General features: G+C 69.6%; 21 protein-coding genes. 9 read left to right on the forward strand and 12 right to left on the reverse strand.

Features of this window, described 5'->3' with window-relative positions:
- Window positions 1-3,165 carry a multidrug efflux RND transporter permease subunit gene (locus MKK58_RS21150; protein WP_243914528.1) on the forward strand — a complete coding sequence of 1,055 codons (3,165 nt, stop codon included), beginning with the start codon at window positions 1-3 and terminating at the stop codon, window positions 3,163-3,165.
- Between the two features lie 116 nt (window positions 3,166-3,281).
- On the opposite strand, the gene MKK58_RS21155 is transcribed toward MKK58_RS21150, so the two are convergent.
- The 9 genes from MKK58_RS21155 to sseA form a co-directional block, all read right to left on the reverse strand.
- On the reverse strand, window positions 3,282-4,085 hold the full coding sequence (locus MKK58_RS21155; protein ID WP_056474864.1) for a succinate dehydrogenase iron-sulfur subunit: 804 nt from the start codon (window positions 4,083-4,085) through the stop codon (window positions 3,282-3,284).
- Window positions 4,086-4,147: 62 nt separating this feature from the next.
- Window positions 4,148-5,968, reverse strand: a complete 1,821-nt coding sequence (sdhA, locus tag MKK58_RS21160; RefSeq protein WP_243914530.1) for a succinate dehydrogenase flavoprotein subunit — start codon at window positions 5,966-5,968, stop codon at window positions 4,148-4,150.
- Between the two features lie 29 nt (window positions 5,969-5,997).
- Window positions 5,998-6,411: a succinate dehydrogenase, hydrophobic membrane anchor protein gene (sdhD, locus tag MKK58_RS21165; protein ID WP_243914532.1), complete on the reverse strand. Its 414-nt coding sequence runs from the start codon at window positions 6,409-6,411 to the stop codon at window positions 5,998-6,000.
- A 12-nt stretch (window positions 6,412-6,423) separates the two neighbouring features.
- Complete coding sequence (gene sdhC / locus MKK58_RS21170; protein WP_243914533.1) at window positions 6,424-6,825, reverse strand: succinate dehydrogenase, cytochrome b556 subunit; 402 nt, start codon at window positions 6,823-6,825, stop codon at window positions 6,424-6,426.
- Between the two features lie 166 nt (window positions 6,826-6,991).
- On the reverse strand, window positions 6,992-8,314 hold the full coding sequence (locus MKK58_RS21175; protein ID WP_409565284.1) for an SLC13 family permease: 1,323 nt from the start codon (window positions 8,312-8,314) through the stop codon (window positions 6,992-6,994).
- 100 nt (window positions 8,315-8,414) lie between these two features.
- Complete coding sequence (locus MKK58_RS21180; RefSeq protein WP_243914535.1) at window positions 8,415-10,640, reverse strand: glycosyltransferase family 2 protein; 2,226 nt, start codon at window positions 10,638-10,640, stop codon at window positions 8,415-8,417.
- Between the two features lie 114 nt (window positions 10,641-10,754).
- Window positions 10,755-12,560 carry an allophanate hydrolase gene (gene atzF / locus MKK58_RS21185; RefSeq protein WP_243914536.1) on the reverse strand — a complete coding sequence of 602 codons (1,806 nt, stop codon included), beginning with the start codon at window positions 12,558-12,560 and terminating at the stop codon, window positions 10,755-10,757.
- 178 nt (window positions 12,561-12,738) lie between these two features.
- Entirely contained in the window at window positions 12,739-13,593 is an 855-nt protein-coding gene (locus MKK58_RS21190; RefSeq protein WP_243914539.1) for an urease accessory protein UreD, read from the reverse strand.
- 8 nt (window positions 13,594-13,601) lie between these two features.
- Window positions 13,602-14,450 carry a 3-mercaptopyruvate sulfurtransferase gene (gene sseA / locus MKK58_RS21195; RefSeq protein WP_243914540.1) on the reverse strand — a complete coding sequence of 283 codons (849 nt, stop codon included), beginning with the start codon at window positions 14,448-14,450 and terminating at the stop codon, window positions 13,602-13,604.
- A gap of 180 nt (window positions 14,451-14,630) precedes the next feature.
- On the opposite strand from sseA, the gene MKK58_RS21200 reads away from it, so the two are divergent.
- From MKK58_RS21200 to MKK58_RS21210, 3 genes are all read left to right on the forward strand, one after another.
- The gene (locus MKK58_RS21200; protein ID WP_243914542.1) at window positions 14,631-14,954 is read left to right on the forward strand and encodes a hypothetical protein; all 324 of its coding nucleotides are present in this window, start codon (window positions 14,631-14,633) and stop codon (window positions 14,952-14,954) included.
- A 138-nt stretch (window positions 14,955-15,092) separates the two neighbouring features.
- A complete protein-coding gene (locus MKK58_RS21205) occupies window positions 15,093-15,347 on the forward strand; it encodes a hypothetical protein (protein WP_243914544.1) in 255 nt (84 codons plus the stop codon).
- Between the two features lie 16 nt (window positions 15,348-15,363).
- The gene (locus tag MKK58_RS21210; RefSeq protein ID WP_243914546.1) at window positions 15,364-15,720 is read left to right on the forward strand and encodes a hypothetical protein; all 357 of its coding nucleotides are present in this window, start codon (window positions 15,364-15,366) and stop codon (window positions 15,718-15,720) included.
- 6 nt (window positions 15,721-15,726) lie between these two features.
- Here MKK58_RS21210 and MKK58_RS21215 read toward each other — a convergent pair whose 3' ends face one another.
- Both MKK58_RS21215 and MKK58_RS21220 read right to left on the reverse strand, forming a co-directional pair.
- Entirely contained in the window at window positions 15,727-16,968 is a 1,242-nt protein-coding gene (locus MKK58_RS21215) for a GNAT family N-acetyltransferase (RefSeq protein WP_243914548.1), read from the reverse strand.
- Window positions 16,968-18,383 (reverse strand): lipopolysaccharide biosynthesis protein, encoded by a 1,416-nt coding sequence (locus MKK58_RS21220; RefSeq protein ID WP_243914550.1) that lies wholly within the window; start codon window positions 18,381-18,383, stop codon window positions 16,968-16,970. The genes MKK58_RS21215 and MKK58_RS21220 overlap by 1 nt, the downstream gene beginning before the upstream one ends.
- 416 nt (window positions 18,384-18,799) lie before the next feature.
- On the opposite strand from MKK58_RS21220, the gene MKK58_RS21225 reads away from it, so the two are divergent.
- From MKK58_RS21225 to MKK58_RS21240, 5 genes are all read left to right on the forward strand, one after another.
- Complete coding sequence (locus MKK58_RS21225) at window positions 18,800-20,302, forward strand: DEAD/DEAH box helicase (protein WP_243914555.1); 1,503 nt, start codon at window positions 18,800-18,802, stop codon at window positions 20,300-20,302.
- Between the two features lie 158 nt (window positions 20,303-20,460).
- On the forward strand, window positions 20,461-20,646 hold the full coding sequence (locus MKK58_RS21230) for a YegP family protein (RefSeq protein WP_243914556.1): 186 nt from the start codon (window positions 20,461-20,463) through the stop codon (window positions 20,644-20,646).
- A gap of 257 nt (window positions 20,647-20,903) precedes the next feature.
- Entirely contained in the window at window positions 20,904-21,197 is a 294-nt protein-coding gene (locus MKK58_RS21235; RefSeq protein ID WP_243914557.1) for a hypothetical protein, read from the forward strand.
- A gap of 209 nt (window positions 21,198-21,406) precedes the next feature.
- Complete coding sequence (locus tag MKK58_RS26895) at window positions 21,407-21,535, forward strand: hypothetical protein (RefSeq protein WP_279578490.1); 129 nt, start codon at window positions 21,407-21,409, stop codon at window positions 21,533-21,535.
- Window positions 21,536-21,622: 87 nt separating this feature from the next.
- Window positions 21,623-22,018: an acyl-CoA thioesterase gene (locus MKK58_RS21240; protein ID WP_243914558.1), complete on the forward strand. Its 396-nt coding sequence runs from the start codon at window positions 21,623-21,625 to the stop codon at window positions 22,016-22,018.
- 4 nt (window positions 22,019-22,022) lie between these two features.
- On the opposite strand, the gene MKK58_RS21245 is transcribed toward MKK58_RS21240, so the two are convergent.
- Entirely contained in the window at window positions 22,023-23,171 is a 1,149-nt protein-coding gene (locus MKK58_RS21245; protein WP_243914559.1) for a putative zinc-binding metallopeptidase, read from the reverse strand.
- Window positions 23,172-23,212: the final 41 nt, after the last annotated feature.

Below are 23,212 nucleotides of genomic sequence, written 5' to 3' on the forward strand. Positions count from 1 at the left end.
ATGGCCCGTTTCTTCATCGACCGTCCGGTCTTCGCGTGGGTCGTCGCCCTCTTCATCATCCTGGGCGGCGCGCTCTCCCTGCCCATGCTGCCGGTGGCGCAGTACCCCGTCATCGCGCCGCCCTCGATCGCCCTCTCCACCGCCTTCCCGGGCGCCTCGGTGGAGAGCCTCTACACGGGCACGACCCGGCTCATCGAGGATGAGCTGAACGGGGCGGCCAACATCATGAGCTTCGAGTCGACCACCGACTCGTTCGGCTCGATCAACATCACCGCGACATTCCTGCCCGGCACCGACCCGGCGCTTGCCTCCGTCGAGGTCCAGAACCGCCTCAAACGCGTCGAGGCGCGCCTGCCGGCCGAAGTTCGCCAACAGGGCATCCTGGTCGAGGAAGCCTCGGCCGCGACCCTCAACATCATCACGCTGGTCTCGACCGACGGGAAGATGGACGAGATCGGCCTCGGCGACTTCCTCATCCGCAACGTCATCAACGAGATCCGGCGCGTGCCCGGCGTCGGGCGCGCCACGCTGTACTCGACGGAGCGCAGCCTGCGCGTCTGGGTCGATCCCGACAAGCTGCGCGGCCTGTCGCTGACGCCCGAGGACGTCACCGACGCGATCCGCAATCAGAACATCCAGATCGCGTCAGGCGCGGTCGGCGCCCAGCCGAGCCCGAGCAACCATCCGGTCTTCGCCCCGATCATCGTCAAGGGCCAGCTCAACACCGTCGAGGATTTCGGCGCCATCGTCCTGCGGGCGAATTCCGACGGCTCGAACGTGCGCCTGCGCGACGTGTCCCGGATCGAGCTCGGCGGCGACGCCTACCAGTTCTCGACCCGCCTCAACGGCGGCGAGGCGGCGGGCATCTCCGTGACCCTGGCTCCCGACGGCAACGCCCTCGAGACCGCCACGGCCATCCGCGCCAAGATGGAGGAGCTGTCGCAGTTCTTCCCGCCGGGCCTGAAATGGGACATCCCCTACGACATCACCCCGGCGGTGCAGGCCTCGATCAAGAAGGTCCTGATGACCCTGGTCGAGGCGGTGGTACTGGTGTTCGTCGTGATGTTCCTGTTCCTGCAGAACATCCGCTACACCCTCATCCCCACCATCGTTGTCCCGATCGCGCTGCTCGGCACCGTCACGGTGATGCTGCTCTCGGGGTTCTCGATCAACGTGCTGACCATGTTCGGCATGGTGCTGGCGATCGGCATCCTCGTCGACGACGCCATCGTGGTGGTCGAGAACGTCGAGCGGATCATGAACGAGGAGGGGCTGTCGCCGAAGGAGGCCACCCGCAAGGCGATGGGCCAGATCACCGGTGCGATCATCGGCATCACCCTGGTGCTCGTCGCGGTGTTCATCCCGATGGCGTTCTTCCCCGGGTCGGTGGGCATCATCTACCGGCAGTTCTCGATCGCGATGGTGACCTCCATCGGTTTCTCGGCGCTCCTCGCCCTGTCGCTGACCCCGGCACTCTGCGCGACCCTGCTCAAGCCGATCGAGAAGGGCCACGGCCACGCCAAGGGCGGCTTCTTCGGCTGGTTCAACGGAATCGTCGACCGCGAGACGGCGCGCTACGGCCGCGGCGTCGCTGCGCTCATCAAGCGCTCCGGCAAGGTGATGATGGTCTACCTCGCCCTCCTGGTCGGGGTCGGCTTCGCCTTCCTGCGCCTGCCCGAGGGCTTCCTGCCCATCGAGGACCAGGGCTTCTTCACCGTCGACATCCAGACTCCGCCCGGCGCCTCGTTCAACCGGACCCAGACGGCGGTGCGCGAGGTGGAGCAGTACCTGCTGGCCCGGCCCGGCGTCGCCACGGTGACGATGCTGAACGGCTTCTCGTTCTCGGGCCAGGGCCCGAACCTGAGCCAGGCCTTCGTCACCCTGAAGCCCTGGAGCGAGCGCGACGCGGCCAATTCCGCCAGCGCCCTCGTGGCCGACACCAATGCGGCGCTCGCCGGCTATCGCGACGCCATCGTCGACGCGCAGGAGCCGCCGCCGGTGGACAACCTCGGCAACGCCGCCGGCTTCTCGTTCCGCCTTCAGGACCGGGCCCAGCGCGGCTACTCGGCCCTCACGGCGGCCGAATCGCAACTGCTCACCCTCGCGAAGAAGAGCCCCATCCTGCAGAAGATGAAGATCGAGGGCCTGTCCCCGACCCCGCAGGCGGAGCTGATCATCGACCGCGAGAAGGCGGCCGCCCTCGGGGTGAAGTTCGAGGACATCAACAGCACGATCCAGGTCAACCTCGGCTCGGTCTACACCAACGACTTCCCGAACCAGGGCAAGATGCAGCGCGTCTACGTCCAGGCCGAGCAGTTGCAGCGTATGCAGGCGCCCGACCTGCTGAATTACGGGGTGAAGAACGCCTCGGGCACGATGGTGCCGATGTCGTCCTTCGCCGAGCTGAAATGGGGTGTCGGCCCCTCGCAGATCGTGGGCTTCAACGGCTACCAGTCTGTCCGCTTCACCGGCGAACCGGCGGCCGGCTACACCTCGGGTGACGCGATCGCCGAGATGGAGCGCCTGATGGGTCAGCTGCCGAAGGGCTTCGGCTACGCCTGGACCGGCCAGTCGCTGCAGGAAAAGCAGGCGGGCTCCCAGGCCTCGCTCCTCCTCGGCCTCTCGATCCTGATCGTGTTCCTGTGTCTGGCCGCCCTCTACGAGAGCTGGTCGATCCCGTTCTCGGTGCTGCTGGTCATTCCGCTGGGCATCATCGGTTCGGTGGCGGCCGTGTACCTGCGCGGCCTGCCCAACGACGTCTACTTCAAGATCGGCATCATCACGATCATCGGTCTCTCGGCCAAGAACGCGATCCTCATCGTGGAATTCGCCAAGGACCTGTGGAAGCCGGGCAAGTCCCTGGTCGACGCCACCATCGAGGCCTCGACCCTGCGCTTCCGCCCGATCGTGATGACCTCCCTCGCCTTCATCTTCGGCGTGGTGCCGCTGGCCATCGCCACGGGCGCGGCCTCGAAGAGCCAGCAGGCGATCGGCACCGGCGTGCTCGGCGGCATGATCTCGGCCACCATCCTGGCGGTGCTGTTCGTGCCGGTGTTCTTCGTGGTGGTGATGCGGATCTTCCGCCGCAAGGACGCCAACGAGGGCATCCAGCCCGAGGCGGAGTCCGGCGCGGTGCACGTGCCGCACCACTCACCGGCCGAGTAAGACCGGCGGTCGCCGGGGCTCACGCACGCGTGAACCCCGGCGCACGAAAAAGGGGCGCGCGGTCCGATCGACCGCGCGCCCCTTCTCCTTTGTCCGACCTCGGCCGAAGCCGGCGGTCACACCTCGCGGGCGATCATCATCTTCTTGATCTCGGCGATGGCTTTCGCCGGGTTCAGGCTCTTCGGGCAGGTGTTGGCGCAGTTCATGATGGTGTGGCAGCGATACAGCCGGAAGGGATCGTGCAGGGCGTCGAGGCGCTCGCCGGTATTCTCGTCGCGGCTGTCGATCAGCCAGCGATAGGCCTGGAGCAGGGCCGCCGGGCCGAGGAAGCGGTCGCCGTTCCACCAGTAGCTCGGGCACGAGGTGGTGCAGCAGGCGCACAGGATGCACTCGTAGAGCCCGTCGAGTTGGGCGCGGTCCTCCGGCGTCTGCTTCCACTCGCCCTCGGGAGCCGGCGTCTCGGTCTGGAGCCAGGGCTCGATCGAGGCGTGCTGGGCGAAGAAGTTCGTCAAGTCCGGGACGAGATCCTTCAGCACCGGCATGTGCGGCAGCGGATAGATTCGGACCGCGCCGGTCTTCTTGCCCTTGGCGTGCTCCTGGCACTCGTCGATGCCCATGGTGCAGGCCAGCGCGTTCTGGCCCTCGATGTTCATGGCGCAGGAGCCACAGATGCCCTCGCGGCAGGAGCGGCGGAACACCAGGGTCGAGTCGACCTTGCTCTTGATCCACAGAAGGGCGTCGAGCACCATCGGGCCGCAATCGTCCCGATCGACCTGATAGACGTCGACGCGCGGGTTCTTCCCGTCATCGGGATTCCAGCGGTAGATCCGGAATTCCTGCAGGTTGTTGGCGCCCGTCGGCCGAGGCCAGGTCTTGCCCTCGGTGATCTGAGAGTTCTTGGGTAGATTGAACTGAGCCATGGTTTGGCGTGCCTAAATCCGTCTCGTGAGAACCAATCCGGGGAACGACACCAGTCGTTTCCTCAGTACACGCGCGCCTTCGGCTCGATGTACTGGATCTCGTTCGACATCGTGTAGGTGTGGACCGGGCGGTAATCGATAGTGACCTGCTTGGAGGTGTCGTCCATCCAGGCCAGCGTGTGCTTCATCCACTCCTTGTCGTCGCGATCCGGGAAGTCCTCGCGGGCATGGGCGCCGCGGCTTTCCTTGCGGTTGGCGGCGGATTCCATGGTGACGACGGCCTGACCGATCAGGTTGTCGAACTCCAGCGTCTCGAGGAGATCGGTGTTCCAGATCAGCGAGCGGTCGTTGACGTGGATGTCGGGGATGCCGGCGGCAACCTTGTGGATGAGAGACTTGCCCTCTTCCAGCACTTCGCCGGTGCGGAAGACCGCGCAGTTGTTCTGCATCGTCTTCTGCATCTCGGCGCGCAGCTGCGCCGTCGGCGTGCCGCCATTGGCGTAGCGGAAGCGGTCGAGGCGTCCGAGGGCCTTGTCGGCGGAATCCTTCGGCAGGTCCATCTGACGGGCACCCGCCTCGACGATCTCGGCGCAGCGCAGGCCCGCCGCGCGCCCGAACACCACGAGGTCGATCAGCGAGTTGGAGCCGAGGCGGTTGGCCCCGTGCACCGAGACGCAGGCGGCCTCGCCCAGCGCCATCAGGCCCGGCACCACCGTATCGGGGTTGCCGTTCTTCAGGGTCAGCACCTCGCCGTGATAGTTCGTGGGGATGCCTCCCATGTTGTAATGGACCGTCGGCAGAACCGGGATCGGCTCCTTGGTGACGTCGACGCCGGCGAAGATCTTGGCGGATTCCGAGATGCCCGGCAGGCGCTGGTGAAGGATCGCCGGGTCGAGATGGTCGAGATGCAGGTAGATGTGGTCGTTGGATTTGCCGACGCCGCGCCCGGCCCGGATCTCCATGGTCATCGAGCGGGAGACCACGTCGCGGGAGGCGAGGTCCTTGGCGCTCGGGGCGTAGCGCTCCATGAAGCGCTCGCCCTCGGAATTGGTGAGGTAGCCGCCCTCGCCCCGTGCCCCTTCGGTGATGAGGCAGCCGGCGCCGTAGATGCCGGTGGGGTGGAACTGCACGAACTCCATGTCCTGCAGCGGCAGGCCGGCGCGCAGCACCATCGCGTTGCCGTCGCCCGTGCAGGTATGCGCGGAGGTGGCCGAAAAGTATGAGCGGCCGTAGCCGCCGGTGGCCAGGATCGTCATCTGCGCGCGGAAGCGGTGGATCTCGCCGGAGGCCTGGTCGATGGCGATGACGCCGAGGCAGCGGCCCTCCTCGTCCATGATGAGGTCGAGGGCGAAATACTCGATGAAGAAGTTGGTGTGGTTCTTCACCGCCTGACCGTAGAGCGTGTGCAGCATGGCGTGGCCGGTGCGGTCGGCCGCCGCGCAGGTGCGCTGGGCGGTGCCCTTGCCGTAATCGGTGGTCATGCCGCCGAAGGGACGCTGGTAGATCTTGCCTTCCTCGGTGCGGGAGAACGGCACGCCCCAGTGTTCGAGCTCGTAGACCGCGGCGGGCGCGTTGCGCACGAGGTACTCGATGGCGTCCTGGTCGCCGAGCCAGTCCGACCCCTTCACGGTGTCGTACATGTGCCAGCGCCAGTCGTCCGGGCCCATGTTGCCGAGCGAGGCCGAGATGCCGCCCTGCGCCGCCACGGTGTGGGAGCGGGTCGGGAACACCTTGGAGATGCACGCGGTGCGCAGGCCGGCCTGGGAGCAGCCCACGGTGGCGCGAAGGCCCGCGCCGCCGGCGCCCACCACCACCACGTCGAAGGTGTGGTCGTTGATCGTGTAGGCGGGGGCGCCGTTGCCGTTGGTTCCGTTGGTGGCCATGGGCTGATCCTTCGGGTTCGGGGGGCGGGTCAGACGAGCTTGCCGAGGCTGACGCGGAGGATCGCGTACAGGCAGGCCACGGCGACGACGACCGCGTAGAAATTGTTGGCGAGCAGGCTCAGGAGCTTGAGTTTCTTGTCGTGAACGTAGTCTTCGATGATGACCTGCATCCCGATCCTCATATGGGCCGTGACCGAGATCACGGCGAGGATCAGGATCAGCGCCACCACCGGATGCGACATCAGCGCGACGGCCTCCGGATAGGGCCGGTTCGCCATCAGCGCGACGATGACCACGAAGGCCAGCATCAGGGGCGCGTTGGCGGCGGCCGTGAGGCGCTGGGTCCAGAAATGGCCCGCGCCGTGGCCCGAGGCCCCGAGGCCCTTCACCCGGGCGCGGGGCGTGCGCATGGTGACGTTCGTGTTCTGGCGGTTGTCGGCCATCGGTCCGGCTCCTCAGCGCAGGGTCAGGGCGAGCGCCCAGATCAGGACGGTCAGGATGACGGAGCCGATCAGGGTCGCGCGGGCGAGGCCCATGCGCTGGGCGCGGTCGAAGCCGTAACCGAGGTCCCAGATGAAGTGGCGCAGGCCGCCCAGCATGTGGTGCATCAGGATCCAGGTGTAGACGAACAGCACCAGGCGCCCGACGATGGAGCCGAAGAACCACGCCACGGTGCCGTAGGCGGCCGGACCCGAGGCGAGGGCCACGAGCCAGATCGCCACCAGGGCCGCGCCGCCGTAGAGGGCCGTGCCGGTGATGCGGTGGAACACCGACATCGCCATGGTCCAGGTCCAGCGGTAGATCTGGAGATGGGGCGAGAGCGGCTGGGCGACCGTGGGACGGACGGTTGGAGCCATCGTGCTGAAGGTCCTCGACTGGGCGGCACCATTCAATTTTGAGATGGGCCTCAGAAAAATTTGGATCGTCTCTAAAGTGCTAGCGGGCAGGCGCCAATGCGCAACCCCGCTTTGCCGCAGCGCACATGCGACACAGGGGCCGAATCGTCATTCGCTTCGTTCCGCCTCATGGCAGCCATCCGAGCGCACGCCACCAGAGATAATCCAGGGGTGCGACGACGAGGAGAGAGGCGAGCCCGGTCGCGAGGGTCAGCTTGGTCGCCGCCCGCAGCGGCACCTTGCCGAGATCCACCGCAAGGACGATCGGCGGCGCCTGATAAGGCAGGAACAGGGTCGAGTAGCCGACCACCTGGATCATCACCACCGCCATGAGGTCCAGGCCGCTGGCTCGTGCCATCTCACCGGCGAGCGCCGTGTAGAGCGCCGGGGCACCGTTGGCGGTGACGGCGACCGTGAGGATCGCCGCCAGCCCGGTCAGAATTCCGAAGTTGTAACCCGGTGCATCCGGGGTCAGGGGCGCGACGTGGAGGAGGGCGTGGCCGAGGCGGGCGCCGAGTCCGGTCTCGTTCACGGTGGCGACGAGGCCCAGCAGGGCGGCGACGTAGAAGCAGGTGCGCAGGTTCACCGCGCCGAAGGCTTCGGCCGGCAGCACGCCGATGCGGGGCATCAGACAGAGGATCGCGGCGACGAGGCCGACCCAGGCCGGGGCGATGCCGTGCAGGCTGTCGGTGACCCAGAAGCCAAGGGTGCCGGCCAGGATCACCGCGAGGCGGCGCGCCTCCGGCCGTAGTGGCTCCTTAACGAGGGCGGCCCCGTTCTCGCCGTGGTCGAGGCGGTCCGGAAACAGCCGGACGATCGCCAGCACGAGTAGCATGCCCTTCACGAGAGCCAGCACCGGCGCGTGCAGCAGGAGGTAGGGCAGGTAGGCGATGTGGAGGCCGTACTGCGTCTCGGCGGTGCCGGCCATCACGAGGTTCGGCACGTTCGCGGGCAGGATCGCGGCCGAGAGGATCGGCGTGGCGAGCCCCACCGCCAGCACCGCCCCGTGCCGGCCCGGCCGGCCCACACCGAGGCCGAAGGCGTCGCAGAGGGCGAGTACCACCGGAACCAGCAGGGCGATGCGGCCGAGATTGGACGGCATCACGAAGGCGACGGCGAAGGACAGGGCGACGATGCCGGCGACGAAGGCCGGGTAGGAGGCCGAGAGGTGTCCGGAAAGGCTTCGCGCCAGGCGGTCGCCGAGGCCCGAGCGGGTCATGGCAAGGCCCACCACCATGCCGCTGAGCACCAGCCAGAAGGCCGAGGAGGCGAAGCCCGAGAATACGACCGCAGGGGGGGCGAGGCGAAACAGCATCGCTCCGGCAAAGAACAGCATCGCGGTGACGATCTCGGCGATCAGGCCGCTCGCCCACAGGCCCATGCAGAGCACGAGCAGGAGGGCGGTCAGCACCACCGTCGCCTCCCCGCCCATGAACGCCCCTGCCGGCATCGCGTGATTCCGCCCCTCGAAGTCCGAGGGACGATGCGCCTACCTTGGAGCCGTTCGCAATTCGGACTTTTCGGCAGAAGCCTTCGCGACCGGCGAAGGCTCAGAACCGGGCCGGGTCGAGCTCGAAGGTCGGCGGCAGGGCCTCGAACCATTCGCCGTAATAGGGATCGCGGGGGAGCTTTTCCGCCCAGCGATCGCGAAAGCGCTGATGCTCGGCCGGGTCGACGGTGCGGGCGCGGTTGCGGCTCTCGTAGTGGTAGAGGCTCGCCTGGGCGCAGTAGACGCTGCGCAGGCCCCGCTCCCGCAGCCGCAGGCAGAGGTCGACGTCGTTGTAGTTGACGGCAAAGCCCTCGTCGAACCCAGCCACGGCCTCGAACTCGGCTCGCCGCACCATCAGGCAGGCACCGGTCACCGCGAGGTAGTTGCGATTGCCGACGGTGGAGAAATAGTGCCCCGGATCGTCGCCGGGATATCCGCGCCGGACATGGTCGGGCGTCGCGTCAACGATCGAGACGCCGGCATGCTGGATCTCGCCGGTCTCGAAGAGGAGCTTCGGCGCAACCGCGCCGACGCCGGGGATCTGGAGCTGTGCCAGCAGCGCCTCGATCCAGTCGGGGCTGATCACAGCGATGTCGTCGTTGAGGAAAACCAGCACCTCGCCGCGCGCAGTGGCCGCGCCGAGATTCATCTTGGCGGCCACGTTGAAGACCGGCTCCGACCAGGTCACGCGTTGGGCGCCGTGCCGCTCGATGGCCGCCAGCGTATCGGGCCGCAGGTCGCCGTTGTCGACCACCACGAACTCGATGGGGGCGTAGGTGCTGAGAGCGGCGACGCTGTCGAGGCAGGCGGCCAGGAGATCGACCGTGCGGCCGCCGACGATGCTGTCGCGGCCGGCACTCGGGATGACGATGGAGACGAGGGGGCGGTCGGTCAGCTTGCGCCGCAACGCGAAGCAGCCCTTGAAGGCGCTGGAGCGGGCGAAGTCGAGTTCGCCCGTGCGCCGGGCTCGATCCTCCAGGCCGCGGATCGCCGCCGCGATGACGTAGTCCTTGTTGTCCATCGTCTGGGCGGTGGAGCCGGGGATCGCGCGCCAGTGATAGAGCACCTTCGGCACGTGGACGACGTTGCGCACGTGCTCGGTGTAGCGCAGGGCGAAGTCGTAATCCTGCGCGCCGTTGCATTCGTCGCGAAAACCGCCGATCCGCGCGACGATGTCCATGCGGTAGAGCGCCAAGTGCGCCGTATACATGCAGGCCTCGAGGGCCTCGGGCGACCAGTCCGGCTTGAAGAACGGCTCGTAGCGCACCCCGTCGATCGTGAGTTTGTCCTCGTCCGAATAGATGAAGTCGACGCTCTCGTCGGCGTTCAGGATCCGGACGAACTCGAAGAGCGCGTTGTCTGGGATCGCGTCGTCGTGGTCCATCAGGGTCATGTAGCGGCCGGTGGCCAGCGCCATGGCGTCGTTCGATGCAGCGGAGATCCGGCCGTTGCTCCGGCGGCGGTGGAGCTTGATCCGGGGATCGGCCGCCGCGTAGGCTTGGAGCATCGGCCAGACATGCGGCGCCGACGAGTTGTCGTCGCAGAGGCAGAGTTCCCAATCCTCGTAGGCCTGCGCCTGCACCGACGCGATGGCCGCCTCGAGCCAGCGCTTCGGCGTATCGTAGACCGGCAGGATGATGGAGATGCGCGGCCGGAACGGATAACCGGCGATCTCGGCGCGCATCGCCGCGACCGAGAGGCGGGCGGGCGTCTCCACGGTCTCGATCCAGGCCATGTAGGACGCCGGCACCGGCCGCGGCCGGGCGCTTGCGAAGAAGTCCTGCCAGAGTGCGGCGAGCCCCCGCCCACGGGCGAGCGCCTTGACGCGAGCGAGGAGCGGACCCGGCCGGCGTTCGGCCACCGGCAGGCGCGCAAGGAGACGGCGCGCGATCTCCGCTACCGCGCCGATGCGGCCCAGGTAAGTCAACTCGACATGGCCGAGGCGGAACCGGCCGAGGCCGCTCAGGGGATCGAGGCGCAGGCCTCGGACGCGGCGCGGCAGCCGCACCAGGTTGTCGATGCCGTTCGCATCGAGCTCGAGGGGAACGGTCAGGGTCTCGCGAAAGCCCTTGCCGTCATCGACGTAAAGCAGGGGCGTCAGCTTCGCCCGGTCGAGGGCCGTGAGGTCGGCCCGCAGGCGCACCCAGCCGCCGCGATGGCGCTTGCGGCCCTGCGGCGGCCAGAGGCGGAAGTTCGGGTCGGTGCCCGTCGCACGCCACGTGTCGGGTGCCCCGTCCGCCTCGATCTGGCTGGCGGGGTCGAGACGGCAGCGAAGGGTGCGACGCAAACCCGGATCCTCTCGGGGGCCGGCGCGCGCGGGGCGCGGCCCGTCGGCAGGTCGCCGGACCCGCCGCGGCGAGGTTTAGGGCAAGCCCGCTTCCCCCCGCAAGACCGGAGCGCGTCAGGCTTGATTGGCGGCGAGGTAGGCGCGCCAGCCACCATGGTGGGTGATCTCCGGGGCGCCCGCCACCGCGTGCGCCTCGCACAGAAAGCCGGAAGCCGTCTCGCCATCGGCCAGGGTGATCTTGCCGATGCCGAGGGGAGCGGGAATCGCGGCGGCGAAGCGCCCGAAGCTCGCCGGATCGAGGCTCCAGACCTCGACTTCAAGGCCCGGCCCGGCATGGCCGGGCTCGCGCACGAGGCCGGGTTTGGCCGGCACCGTGCCGGGCAGGGCGAAGAGGCGGTAATCGGACGCCGTGCGGGTGGCTCGGAGGAAGCGTGCGCCGAGGTCCTGGAGCTGGTGGTTGAGGGCGAGGCCCGTGAGATGGGCGCCCACCACCACGAGGGATATCCCATCGGCCTCGGCCCCCGGCACCCGGCTCGCCTCCGGCAGGGCGGCGGCCCGGTCGAGCCCCATGCCACCGCCGAGCGCGCGGTGCAGGGCGTCGGCCCAGGGGGCCAGGGCCTCGTCCGTGAAGGCCGGCGCCACCAGCATCACGCCCGCCGGCAGCCCGTCCCGGCGAAACCCGGCCGGGACCGCGATGGCGGCCATGCCCAGCAGGTTGGCGAAGTTCGTGTAGCGCCCGAAATGGCTGTTGCGGAGAATGGGTTCGGCCTGCATCTCGGCCACCGAATAGGTGGTGGGCGACGTAGGCAGCAGCAGCACGTCGAGCCCGGCCAGGATCGCGTCTGTGCGGCGCTTGCACGCCTCGAAGGCATAGCGCCCCTTGAACGCGTCGACGGCGCTGTAGCCCCTGGCGGATTCGACGATGGCGCGAACGCTCGGGTCCATCGCCCCCGCGTGATCGGCGTGGAACGTCTCGATGGCCGCCAGCCGCTCGGCCACCCAGGGGCCGTCGTAGAGCAGGGCCGCGATCTCCCGGAACGGGGCGTAGTCGAACGGCACCGCCACGCCGCCGAGGCTCTCAAGGCGCGCGATGGCGGCGTCGTAGAGCGCTTCCGTCTCGGCATCGCCGTAAAATTCGCGCTCGTCGGGTGCCAGGACGCCGAAGCGCAGACCGGTGGCGGGCAGCGCCCGCGGAATCGGTATCCGCGAATAGGGATCGGCGGGGTCGAACCCCTCCGCCACCCGCCGCACCGCGGTGCCATCGCCCACCGTGGCGGCGAAGACCGTGATGCAGTCGAGGCTGCGGCAGGCGGGGACGAGACCGGTCGTGCTGAGCGCCCCGGGGGTCGGCTTGATGCCCACGATGTTGTTGAAGGCCGCCGGCACGCGGCCGGACCCGGCCGTGTCGGTGCCGAGGCTGAAGCAGGCGAGCCCGGCCGCCACCGCCACGGCCGAACCGGAACTCGACCCACCGGAGACGTACTCGGCGCTGAACACGCTGCGCGGCGCTCCGTAGGGCGAGCGCGTACCGTTAAGGCCGGTGGCGAACTGATCGAGGTTGGTCTTGCCCGTCACGAGGGCACCCGCCGCCTTGAGGCGCGCCACCACGGCGGCGTCCGCCTCGGGCGTGTAGGCGAAGGCCGGGCAGGCGGCGGTTGTGGGCAGGCCCGCCACGTCGATGTTGTCCTTGACCGCGAAGGGCAGGCCCCAGAGCGGCAGCGAGTTCGGCTCCGGATGGCGCTCCATGAGGTCGCGGGCCGCCGCGACCAGGTCGTCGTGCGCCACCGCCGTGATGAAGATCGCCGGATCGGCCGAAGTCGCCATGCGCTCCGCGACGATGCCGGCGACGACGATGGGGTCCAATTCGCGGGACGCGTAGGCTTCGCGCAGGGTCGCGGCATCGAGGATGGTGGGCAGCATCGGTTCGGGTCTCCTCGATCGGCGCGACGGGGTCTTTCGCGCGCGGCATGTGACCCGCGGCGGCGAAACACGCCCGGGGTTTGAATCGTCCGAGTGCCGGCGAGGGCGCCCCTGCGACCGAGATTGCATCCTCCGTGCCGACGCGCCCGCAAGCCGCGCGATGGGCCTTCCGACACCCTCAGGCCTGCCAGACCCGAGGGAGCGGCTGCCCGCGATAGGCGGTCAGGAGGCGCTGCGCCAGCATCCGCAGGGCATCCGGGTCGGTGCCCAGGCACCGCACGACGAGGTGGCCGTTCCAGGCGGAGGCCGCCGCCGCGACACCGTCCAGCGCCACGTCGTCGAGGATCGCGCGGGCCTGCTCCAGGCGGCCCTCCGCCTCGGGAGAGACGTCGAGCAGGGTCGCCATGGCTCGGGCGCCTCCGCCGATCGCCGCGCGCGCGAGTTGCACCGAGAGATCGCCGTCGAGGCGCACGGAATCCGCGTAGACCAGTCGCCCGCCGCGCCGGATGCGCCAGATGTCGGTGAGGTGGCCCCGCGTGATCGGCTCTTGGCGCGCCGTGCGCCCGAACGTGACGGCCTCAAAAGCGAGGAGCCGCGCATCCGGCGCCAGATCCGCCGAGAATTGCCGTTCCAGGGCGGCCTGATCGAACAGGATCGTCTCCTGCGGCAGGAAGGCGAGGCGGGCTCCGGCCGCGAGGGTGGCGCACGTCGTCAGGCGGCTCACCGGACCATCGGATCGGTAGATCTTCTCGGCCGCCGTCGTCGTCAGGACGAGGTCGGCGCCGGCTCCGACCTCGACCGTGACGCCGAACGTGTCCCCGCAGGCGATGCCCCCGGCGGTGTTGAGAAGGACGGCCTCGCAGGGTCCCCTCGGGCGACGTGGCAGGCGCAGGCGGGCGGGGCCTGCCTCGGCGATGTCGCGGATGCGGGTGTCGTGGCCGTCCGCGCAGTCGACGCTCAGGTGGATGCGCCCGCGCGAGCGCTGGCGCTCAGGCGCCGCGACGCGCGGAGGCGGGCGGTCCGGATCAAGCAAGGCGGGGCTTAAGCCGCACCGGTCGCCACGGGACGGGCGGGATCGGCCCCCCATTCCGACCAGGAGCCGTCGTAGAGCGCGCGCTGGGGGCGCCCCAGGGTCTCCAGGGCCAGCCCGACGATCGCGGCGGTGACACCGGACCCGCAGGTGGTGACCACCGGCCTGTTCACATCGACGCCGGCCTCGGCGAAGACCGCTCGCAGGGCCTCCGGATCCTTCAGGCGCCCTTCGGACTGAAGAGCCGCGTAGTGGACGTTGCGGGCGCCCGGCATGTGGCCGGGGCGAACGCCAGGGCGGGGCTCGGCCTCCTCGCCACGAAAGCGTGCGCCCGAGCGGGCATCCACCAGCTGGGCGGAGCCGGTCTCCAGGGCGCGGGCGACGTCGCCGGCATCCGCGAGCGCGCCGTGGTCGAGGCGTGCGGTGAAGTGGCGCCGCGTGCGCGGGCGCCCCTCGCCCTCCTCGAGGGGGTAACCGGCCGCGATCCAGGCCGGCAGGCCGCCCTCCAGGATCTCGACGTCGCGGACCCCGAAGGTCTGCAGCATCCAGCGCACCCGCGGCGCCGAGAACAGGCCCATCCCGTCATAGACCACGATGTGCGCCCCGTCGCCGATGCCCAGCGCCCGCATGCGGGAGGCAAAGACCTCCGGGCGCGGAAGCGTGTGGGGCAGGGGCGAGGTCTCGTCGCTCATCGTGTCGATGTCGAAGCGGATCGCACCGGGGATATGCCCGTCGAGGTACTCGGCCCGCGCGTCGCGTCCCTGGGCCGGCAGGTACCAGGACGCGTCGAGGATCACGATGTCGGGGGCGCCGAGGCGGGCGTGGAACCATTCGGCCGTGACAAAGGGCGTCGTCGCCATGGTGTTCTCTGTTCGATGAGCCGGAGGGTTTCCGGCCGGGACTCGCGCTCGGGCGCTCACGGACCGGCACCAAACCACATCCGGACGGGTGTTGCACGCCCGGCCGTGACGTCGCTCACTTGAACCCTCGACTCGTAGGCCGCGTTGATATCGGGAAAGACCGCCAACAGGAGACCCTCCATGCGCATCGCGACCATTTTGCTCGCCGTCTCGACCCTGGCCCTCGGTGCAGGTACCGCCCTGGCGCAGACAAGCGGGCCGGGAAGTACCGGCGGCATGAGCAATCCCGGCATGGGCAATTCCGGCATGAGCAATTCCGGCATGGGCAGCCCGGGCAGCGTCGGCGGTACAGCCGGCGGCGCGGGCGTGACCGGCAGCACCGGCAGCGTGGGTGGGGTCGGGCCGGGGACCGGCGCCGCGCGGAATCCGAATGCGGCCCCTCTTCCGAGCACCGGAGGCGGCATCAATTCCGGCGGCGCGCCGGCCGGTGCGCTACCGCGCTGAGACCCATCGCGCCGGCGAACCGGGCCACCGGAGCACCGGCCTTTTTCGTCGCAGGTGGGCGACGCACGGTGCCAAGGCGGATAGCGGCGGCTATGGAGGGGGCGGCACCGCTACCGCAGGACGCCCCCAGGACATGCTTTGACCCCGCGCGAGACCTATCACATCGAAGTACTCGCCTCGGAGGACGAGGCCGGTGCGCGCGGCGAGGACCCCGTGAGGCAGCGCGTCTCCGTGCGGACCGGCTCCGTCGAGGGGGCCAAGGAGCGAGCGCTCTTGCTATTCGCTCGGGCCCGCGCGCCGCAGCGCTCGGGCGCACCCGCCGAGGCGGTACGGGTGATCGACGGCGCCGGCACGGAAGTGTTCCGCTGGAGCCGGTTCGACGAACCGGCGTGAGGGATCGAGCCCCGGCATGCTGCGCGCCCTGATCCTTCCGGCCCTGGTCCTCGCCTTCGCGGCCCTGTTCCTGCGCAGCTACACCGTGCCGCCGGCCCCCGACCGGCGCGGCGGCACAGTGGTTTCCCTGAACTGGCCGAACCGGCCCCTGTTCGGGAGCGCTCGCGGCGACTGCATCGATTTACCGGAGGACCAGCCGGTGATCGGCTGCCTGATCGCGTCCGTGGCGCGGTCTCGCCAGGACGGCATCCCCCTGCTGCAGCTCGGGTTCTGCGCGACCTGCTACGGCCTCTCGCAGCGCCTCGCCACCCTCGGGCGCGACGAGGCTTCGACCCGGGCGCGCCTCACCGAGATCGGGCGCTTCGGATGGTGAGGCACCTCAGGCCGGGTCGCCCGCCCCGGCCTCATCGGTCCGGTGGGGGGCGCTCCCCCTGGCCTCCCGGCGGGCGCGCAGGCGGTCCCGCCAGGCCTTGACTCGGACGTTGGCGGCGGCCCGCGCCCGCTCCAGGCGTGCGGCGAGGGGAAAGAGCGGGTCACCGCCCTGCGTTTCCACGAGGATGTGGGCGAGGGCCAGGCGTTCGGTCCAGAAGGTTTCCGGCAGGGTGTAGTTCGGCGGCGCGCAGGAATCGGCGCTGGTGATGGTGGGGTCGGCGACCAGGTCCTGCGTCAGCTGGTGGAAGGCGAGGGCGCCGGGGGAATGCCTGGCCGCCGCCGCGTCGTAGGAAATCTTGAGGCTCCACAGCTGCTTACCGGTGACGAAGCTGACGACAGCCGCCAGGGTGCGCCCGTCGCGGCGCAGGCGGTCGATCCGGACGTCGCCGCGCGCGCCGAAGGCCGCGATGGCCGTGCGCATCATCGCGGCCTGGCTCCCGTCATCGCCGATGGCGGTGCCGCGCCGCCCCTTCCAGCCGGCGCTCTCCAGGGCGATGTAGTCGTCGATGGCGGCGGGCAGGTCGGCCGGATCGCGGATCGTCTCGACGCTGACCGGCCCCTCCGCGTTGAGACGGTCCCAGGCTTGGCGCATCTTGCGGCGCTTTCGGGACGAGAGATGCGCGAGGTATGCAGCCCGCGCCACGGTATCGCGCCCCCTCAGGTCGAGGAAAGCGCGCTCGTGCCCCCAGAACCGGGCGTGGCGCAACCGGTGCCGGTCGAGCCAGCCCGAGAGGAGTTCGGCGAAGGGCCCTTGCGTCGGCACGTGAGTCAGCATCAGGCGCGGCCCGATCAGGCGTCGCAGGCCGAGGAACAGGGCGTCGAGGGCGCGGGCCGGTTCGGCGGCGTCGAGGAGAGGCACCCCGAAGATCCCGAAATCATGCATCCACCCCATCGTGAGGAGGAGCGGCAGGCCCCAGCGCAGGCGCCTGGCCCGCACCGGCCAGGCCCCGAGGAGATGCAGGCCCGGCTCCTCCGGCGCCCGGTCGCCCACCAGGGCCACCTGCACGCCGCGGCCGAAGGCGCCCGAGGCCGGCAGGGCGAAGTCGGGATCGTAGAACAGGTTGTGGACGAGGGGCCGGCGGCTGAGGTCGCGCCAGGCCTCGATCCAGGGGGCGTTCGCCTCCAGGGGGCGCAGGGCGACCACGAGGCCGTCCGCCGTCACCACGCTGCGGGACCGGATCTGTCGCATCAGGCGGCTCGCTTGAAGCGGCGGGCCGTGAGGTCGGCCACGCCGAGGATGTTGAAGGCCCAGGCCGTCGCGGCTGAGACCAGGGCGAGGCAGGCGAGCTTGAGGGCGAGGCCCGCGCGCGGATCGAGGGGCACCCGGTCGAGGCCCGCCAGGATGAGGCCGCACAGGAGCGCGGCGCAGACGATGATCGCCACGTCCCGCACCGGCACCGGCATGCGGCTGCCCCCGCGCGAGCCGAACAGGAACACGAGGCAGGCGAGCCCCTGGCCCACCGCCATGGCCAGCGCCGCCCCCTCGACGCCGTAGCGGGGCACCAGCACGGCCGAGAGGGCGCCGATGGCGACCAGCAGCGTCACCGAGGCCACCGCATCGAGGTGGCTGGTGGGCGTGAAGTAGATCACCTGACCGAAGTAATAGGCCCGCAGCATCTGCAGGATGCTCGCGGTCACCAGCAGGGGCGCCACCCGCAGGGCGGTCTCGCGGTAATCGGGCCCGAGCAGGATGCTCACAAGGACGTCGTCGAAGGACAGGAAGAACACCGCCCCGAAGGCCGCGATCACCGTGAGCAGGCGGGCCGCGTCCTCCAGCACCGGCCGGGCGGCCGGCAGTCCGCCCGCCCGGGCCTCGCGCTTGGCGATGGAAACCAGCGCGAGGGCGATGCTGTCGCCGAACACCACGAAGCTCTGGCGCAGGAAATCGGCGAAGGCCCCGTAGGCGCCGAGTTCGCCCACACCGATGCTGGCCCCGATGATGAGGCGGTCCAGGGTCTGCGCCAGGGCGGCGGCCGCGAAGGACAGCACCAGGGGCCAGCCATAGACCAGCAGGCGCCGGGCCTCGGCGCGGTCCCCCGGCCCGCGCAGCAGAGCCCGGATGGCGAGGAGCGACGGAATCGCCGCCAGCATGTTGGCGAGCGCGGTGGCCACCAGGAGCGCGATGGCATCGCCCCCGCCGAGCAGGGCGGCGCTACCCAGGCCGAGCACCAGCACGGACCGAAGCACGATGGAGCGGGCGACGGCGCTGACCTCGAGGCGGGTTCGGGCGATCTCGGCGGCCCCCTCGAAGGCCGTCATGCCGACGACCGCGACGAGGATGGCGGCGGCCGCGCGAGGCGCGATGAGGCCGGCCATCGCCGCCCCGGCCGCACCGAGGCCGGCCAGCAGCAGCATGCCGCCGAGGAGCCGGACCACCGTGCCGACCTGCAGCGCCGCCCGGTCCTCGGCGTAGAGGGCGAAGAACGAGAATTTCGGCCATTGGCAGGTGGCGCTGTAGAGCACGAGCGCCCAGGACAGGACGAGCAGGTAGAGCCCGAACACGTCCGTCGGCGCGAGGCGGGTGAACACCGCCAGGGCCGCCATGTTCAGGGCGGCGGCGAAGCCCCGCGAGCCCACATAGGTCAGGGTGTGGCGCGCGATCATGGGTCCCCAGGGCGCAACCAGCCCGGCCGGTCGCTCCGGCCTCGTCCCATGCGGTAGCACGCCAGTGTTGCCGACACGTCAACGGTCTCACGGGGGAGGCGCTTCATGCGTCCAGCGCATGATGGTCGGTCAGACCTCCGGAAGTGGCGAAGCTTCGATTGACTTCGCAGGCGCGAAAGCTCATATCGCGACTGCAGCGTCAGCGGCCGTCATGGTTCCGCTTGAGAGGGCTGCGTGACGGATCGCCGGATCGCATCAGCGGGCCCCGAGCGACCTGAGCCCCTCTCTTCAACGTGCATGCACCCGGACTGCCCCCGCACGCGGGCGGCTCCAGCTCAACGGACCGACCATCATCTTCGATGACGCGCCTCTCCACGAGGTCGTCCGGCACGGTCCCGCTGCCTGAAAGTTATTCCTTGACCCAATTCACCGATTTCGGTCTCGCCCAGCCCGTGCTGCGGGCGCTGGAAGAGGCCGGCTACAAGAGCCCGACCCCGATCCAGGCGCAGGCTATCGCCCCCGCCATGCAGGGCCGCGACCTCTGCGGCATCGCCCAGACGGGCACCGGCAAGACTGCGGCCTTCGCGCTGCCGATCCTGCACCGCTTGGCCGAGACCCCGCGCCGGCCGATCCGCCGCGGCTGCCGCGTGCTCGTGCTCTCGCCGACCCGCGAACTCGCCAACCAGATCGCCGAGAACTTCTCCGACTACGGGAAATACCTGTCGTTCACCAACACCGTGGTGTTCGGCGGCGTCACCATCTCCCGTCAGGAGAAGGCGCTGGCCAACGGCGTCGACATTCTGGTCGCGACCCCCGGCCGCCTCATGGACCTCATCGAGCGCCGCTCGCTGACCCTCGAGGCCGTCGAGATCCTCGTCCTCGACGAGGCCGACCAGATGCTCGACCTCGGCTTCATCCACGCGCTCAAGCGCATCGTGAAGATGCTGCCGAAGGAGCGCCAGAGCCTGTTCTTCTCGGCCACCATGCCGAAGAACATCGCCAGCCTCGCCGACCAGTATCTGCGCGATCCCGTGCAGGTCGCCGTGACCCCAGTCGCCACGACGGCCGAGCGCGTGACCCAGGAGGTAATCTTCGCCCATACCGGCGCGAAGCAGGCCCTTCTGAACCACATCCTGCGCGATCCGGCGATCGAGCGCGTCCTCGTCTTCACCCGCACCAAGCACGGCGCCGACCGCGTGGTGCGCGGCCTGGAGAAGGTCTCGATCAACGCCTCCGCCATCCACGGCAACAAGTCCCAGCCGCAGCGCGAGCGGGCGCTGGCCGCCTTCAAGGACGGCTCCTGCCGCGTGCTGGTCGCCACCGACATCGCGGCGCGGGGCATCGACGTCGAGGCTGTGAGCCACGTCATCAACTACGACCTGCCGAACGTGCCGGAGAGCTACGTCCACCGCATCGGCCGCACCGCGCGCGCCGGGGCGAACGGGCTCGCGATCTCGTTCTGCAACGACGAGGAGAAGGCCTACCTGCGGGACATCGAGCGCACCACGCGCCAGAAGATCCCCGTTTCGGGCTTCCCCGAGGGCTTCAGCCCGCCCTCCCGCCAGGAGGCGGCGGACAACGCCCAGGCCGAGGAGCGCCGTCCCGCACCGAACGGCCAGCGTCCCGGCCAGCGCCAGGGCCAGCGTCCGAGCAGCCGCCCCGGCGGCCGGCCCGGCCAGGGCCGCGGGTTCGAGGGTCGCGGCGGTGAGAACCGCGGCGGCGCCGGACGCCCGGCCCGTGCCGACGGGGCATCCCGTCCGCAGGAGAACCGGGGTGAGCCGCGCGGCGAGCGCCGCCAGGCCGCTGCTCCGGCCGAGCATCGCTCCGAGCCCCGTGGCGAGCGCCCCCGGGCCCCGCGTCCGCAGGGTGGCGGCGAAGGCCGCGCCATCGGTTGGCTGGATCGCGGCCCGCGCTCCTGAACTCGACCACCATCTGACCTGAAATCACGCCGCCCCGGCTTTCCGGGGCGGCGTTTTTCGTGCGCGCGCTCGCTGGCGCGACGGCCATTGCCAAGTCGAGCCCGAAGGCCATCTCAATGGGGCCGGGCCCCTGCGTCCGGCCTCACGGGAGGCGCGCGATGCGGTTTGAACTGTACCGGGATTCGGCCGGCGGCTGGCGCTGGCGCCTACGGACCCAGAACGGCAACGTTGTCGCGGATTCCGCCGAAGCCTACGTCCGCCGCGAGGATTGCGAGCACGGCATCGCCCTGGTGAAGGGCAGCGCCGAAGCAGGAATCGTTGACATGACCCTCAGGATAGCCTGAAGCGGACGGAGAGCGGACCGTGATCGCATGAGCCCGCGAGGTCTGCCGGCGCGGCCGCATGGCGGCCTGTCGCTCGCCGAATGTCAGAGCGCCCCGGGATTGAGGCGCAGGGCTTCGTTGACCATTCCATCCAAGCCGCACGATGCGCCCGCAACGCTTTCGGCCGCTCGTGCGTTTGCTGCGACCGGGTTCGAGTTGCGAACGGATTTCGCGCGGGCACGGATATCGAACTCGACAGATTTCAAGGAGTTGAGAACGTGCTGAGGAAACTCGTGCTGGCCGCGCTGCTGGCCTTAGGCTTCGCCGCGATGGCACCCCAGGGCGCTTCGGCCGCCCCGATCGGCCCCGCCCTCGCCCTTCAGAGCGAGGCAGCCCCGGCCGCCGTGCAAAATGTGCAGTATTACGGCTACCGCCGCCGCTTCTACGGCCCGCGCCGTTTCTATGGCCCGCGTCCCTTCTACGGCCGTCGCTACTACGGCCCGCGCCGCTTCTACGGCCCGCGTCCCTATTACGGTCGTCGCTTCTACGGCCCGCGTCGCTTCTACTACTAAGCCATAGCGTCCAATAGGACGTCCAAACGGCACCTTCGCGTCGTCCCGGCCCGGTTCCCGCTCCCGCGGGGGCCGGGCCGCATCGTTTCGGGCAGGCTGTGCAACGGAACTAAATTTCGCAATTGCGGCTGGGAAGCCGGGAGACCATGCGATAAGTTGCCGAACGCGAGACGGCCCGCGTCAGATCGGGCCGCTCCGGAGGAATGTCCATGAACGCCATCGCCGAACGGCGCGCCCCAGCCTGCGCGTACTGGAAGTCGCTACCCCTTGAGGTCCTGATGTCGGCCTTCGCCGTCATCCTCGCCGGTGGCCTGAAATGGGCCGGCGCGCTGCCCTGATCCACCCCGATCACGGATGGGCGGCCCAGCCGTCTTCGTCCTATGGTGGGGCCGGCCCGAAGCCGGCGCGCGGAGACGAATGAGATCATGACGGAGACGGACGGAGTGCCGCTTCCCCGGGGCGACTTGACGGTGCGTACCATCGCGATGCCGGCCGACACCAACGCCAACGGTGACATCTTCGGCGGCTGGGTCATGTCGCAGATGGACCAAGCCGGCGGCATCGCGGCCGTGGAGCGGGCGCAGGGCAGGGCGGTCACCGTCGCTGTGAACGCGATGACCTTCATCCGGCCGGTGCGCGTCGGCGACGTGCTCTGCGTCTATACGCGGATCGATAAGGTCGGGCGCACGTCGATGAAGATCGAGGTCGAGGCCTGGGCCCGGCGCTTCCGCACCCAGCTGCGCGAGAAGGTGACGGAGGCGACCTTCACCTTCGTGTCCATCGACGACGAGGGTCGGCCCCGGCCCCTGGACACGCCCTGATCCGTCAGGCGTTGGGCGCGGCCACCTTCTGGCGCAGGCCCGTGATCACCGCCTTCAGGATGTCGGCGTCGGAATCGCTGCTGCCCATGGAACGCACGGTCTCGATGCGCTCGTGCACGAAGGAGAGCTTGGCGATCACCGCCGGCGTCAGCTTGAACGGGAACAGGGCCGGCTGGCCCATGCTGCGGCTGAGCGAATTGACCGCGTAGGTCAGGGGCAGCCACGCCTCGACGATCTTGCTGAAATCGGTGGTCCGGTAGGGATCGAAGTCGATCACCACCGGCTCGGCCGGGCCGTGGCGCAGGCGCGGGCGCACATGCATCTCGAAGGTGCTGGCGGTCTCCAGGGTATCGACGATGTGGAGGTACTGCGCCCAGGTCTCGGCAAAATCCTCCCACGGGTGTGCCGTGGCGTAGGCGCTGACGTAGCTCTCCTCCCAGTCCGCCGGCGCTCCTTGCGCGTAGTGGCGCTGGAGCGCGCCCGAATAGTTCAGCCGCTCGTCACCGAACAGCGAGCGGAAGGTCCAGAGGCTCTGGTCGAAGCGCACCAGAACGTTCCAGAAATAGTGCCCGATCTCGTGCCGGAAGTGGCCCAGCAGGGTGCGGTAATACTCGCCGAACAGCATCCGCCGGCGCTCGCGCTCGACGTCGTCGGCCTCGGCGATGTTCAGGGTGATGAGGCCGCTGCGGTGACCCGTCAGCACCGGCGGGCCGATCTGGTAGCTCTCGGACGGATCGACCAGGAAATCGAAGGCGAGGCCCGTGGCCGGGTTCTCGTCCCGGGTCATCAGCGGCAGGTCGAGGCGCAGGAGCGAGTAGAACAGGCGGTGCTTGGCCGCCTCGATCTGGCGCCAGCGCGTCAGGTTCCAGGCGATCGAGAGGTCCGGCACCACGTGGTTGTGCCGGCAGGTGACGCAGTAGCGGTTCGGGGAATCCTCCGGCACCAGCCAGTTGCAGGCGTCGTAATGGGCATTGGCGCAGAAGCGGTAGCGCCGTGCCGGGTTGGCATAGGCGTGCCAGACCTGGCCCACGGGCTCCAGGGCCGACATCTCGTGGATGTCGCAGACGTAGCCGAGCCGCCGCTGACAGCTCTCGCAATGCGTGCTCTCGAAGCTAATCGGCTGGTCACAGGCCTGGCACTGGAAGATCTTCATGAACCCGTCGCGGGACGCCTCGCCTGTCACATCCAGCGTCG

Source organism: Methylobacterium sp. J-078 (assembly GCF_022829285.1).
Taxonomy (GTDB): Bacteria; Pseudomonadota; Alphaproteobacteria; order Rhizobiales; family Beijerinckiaceae; genus Methylobacterium.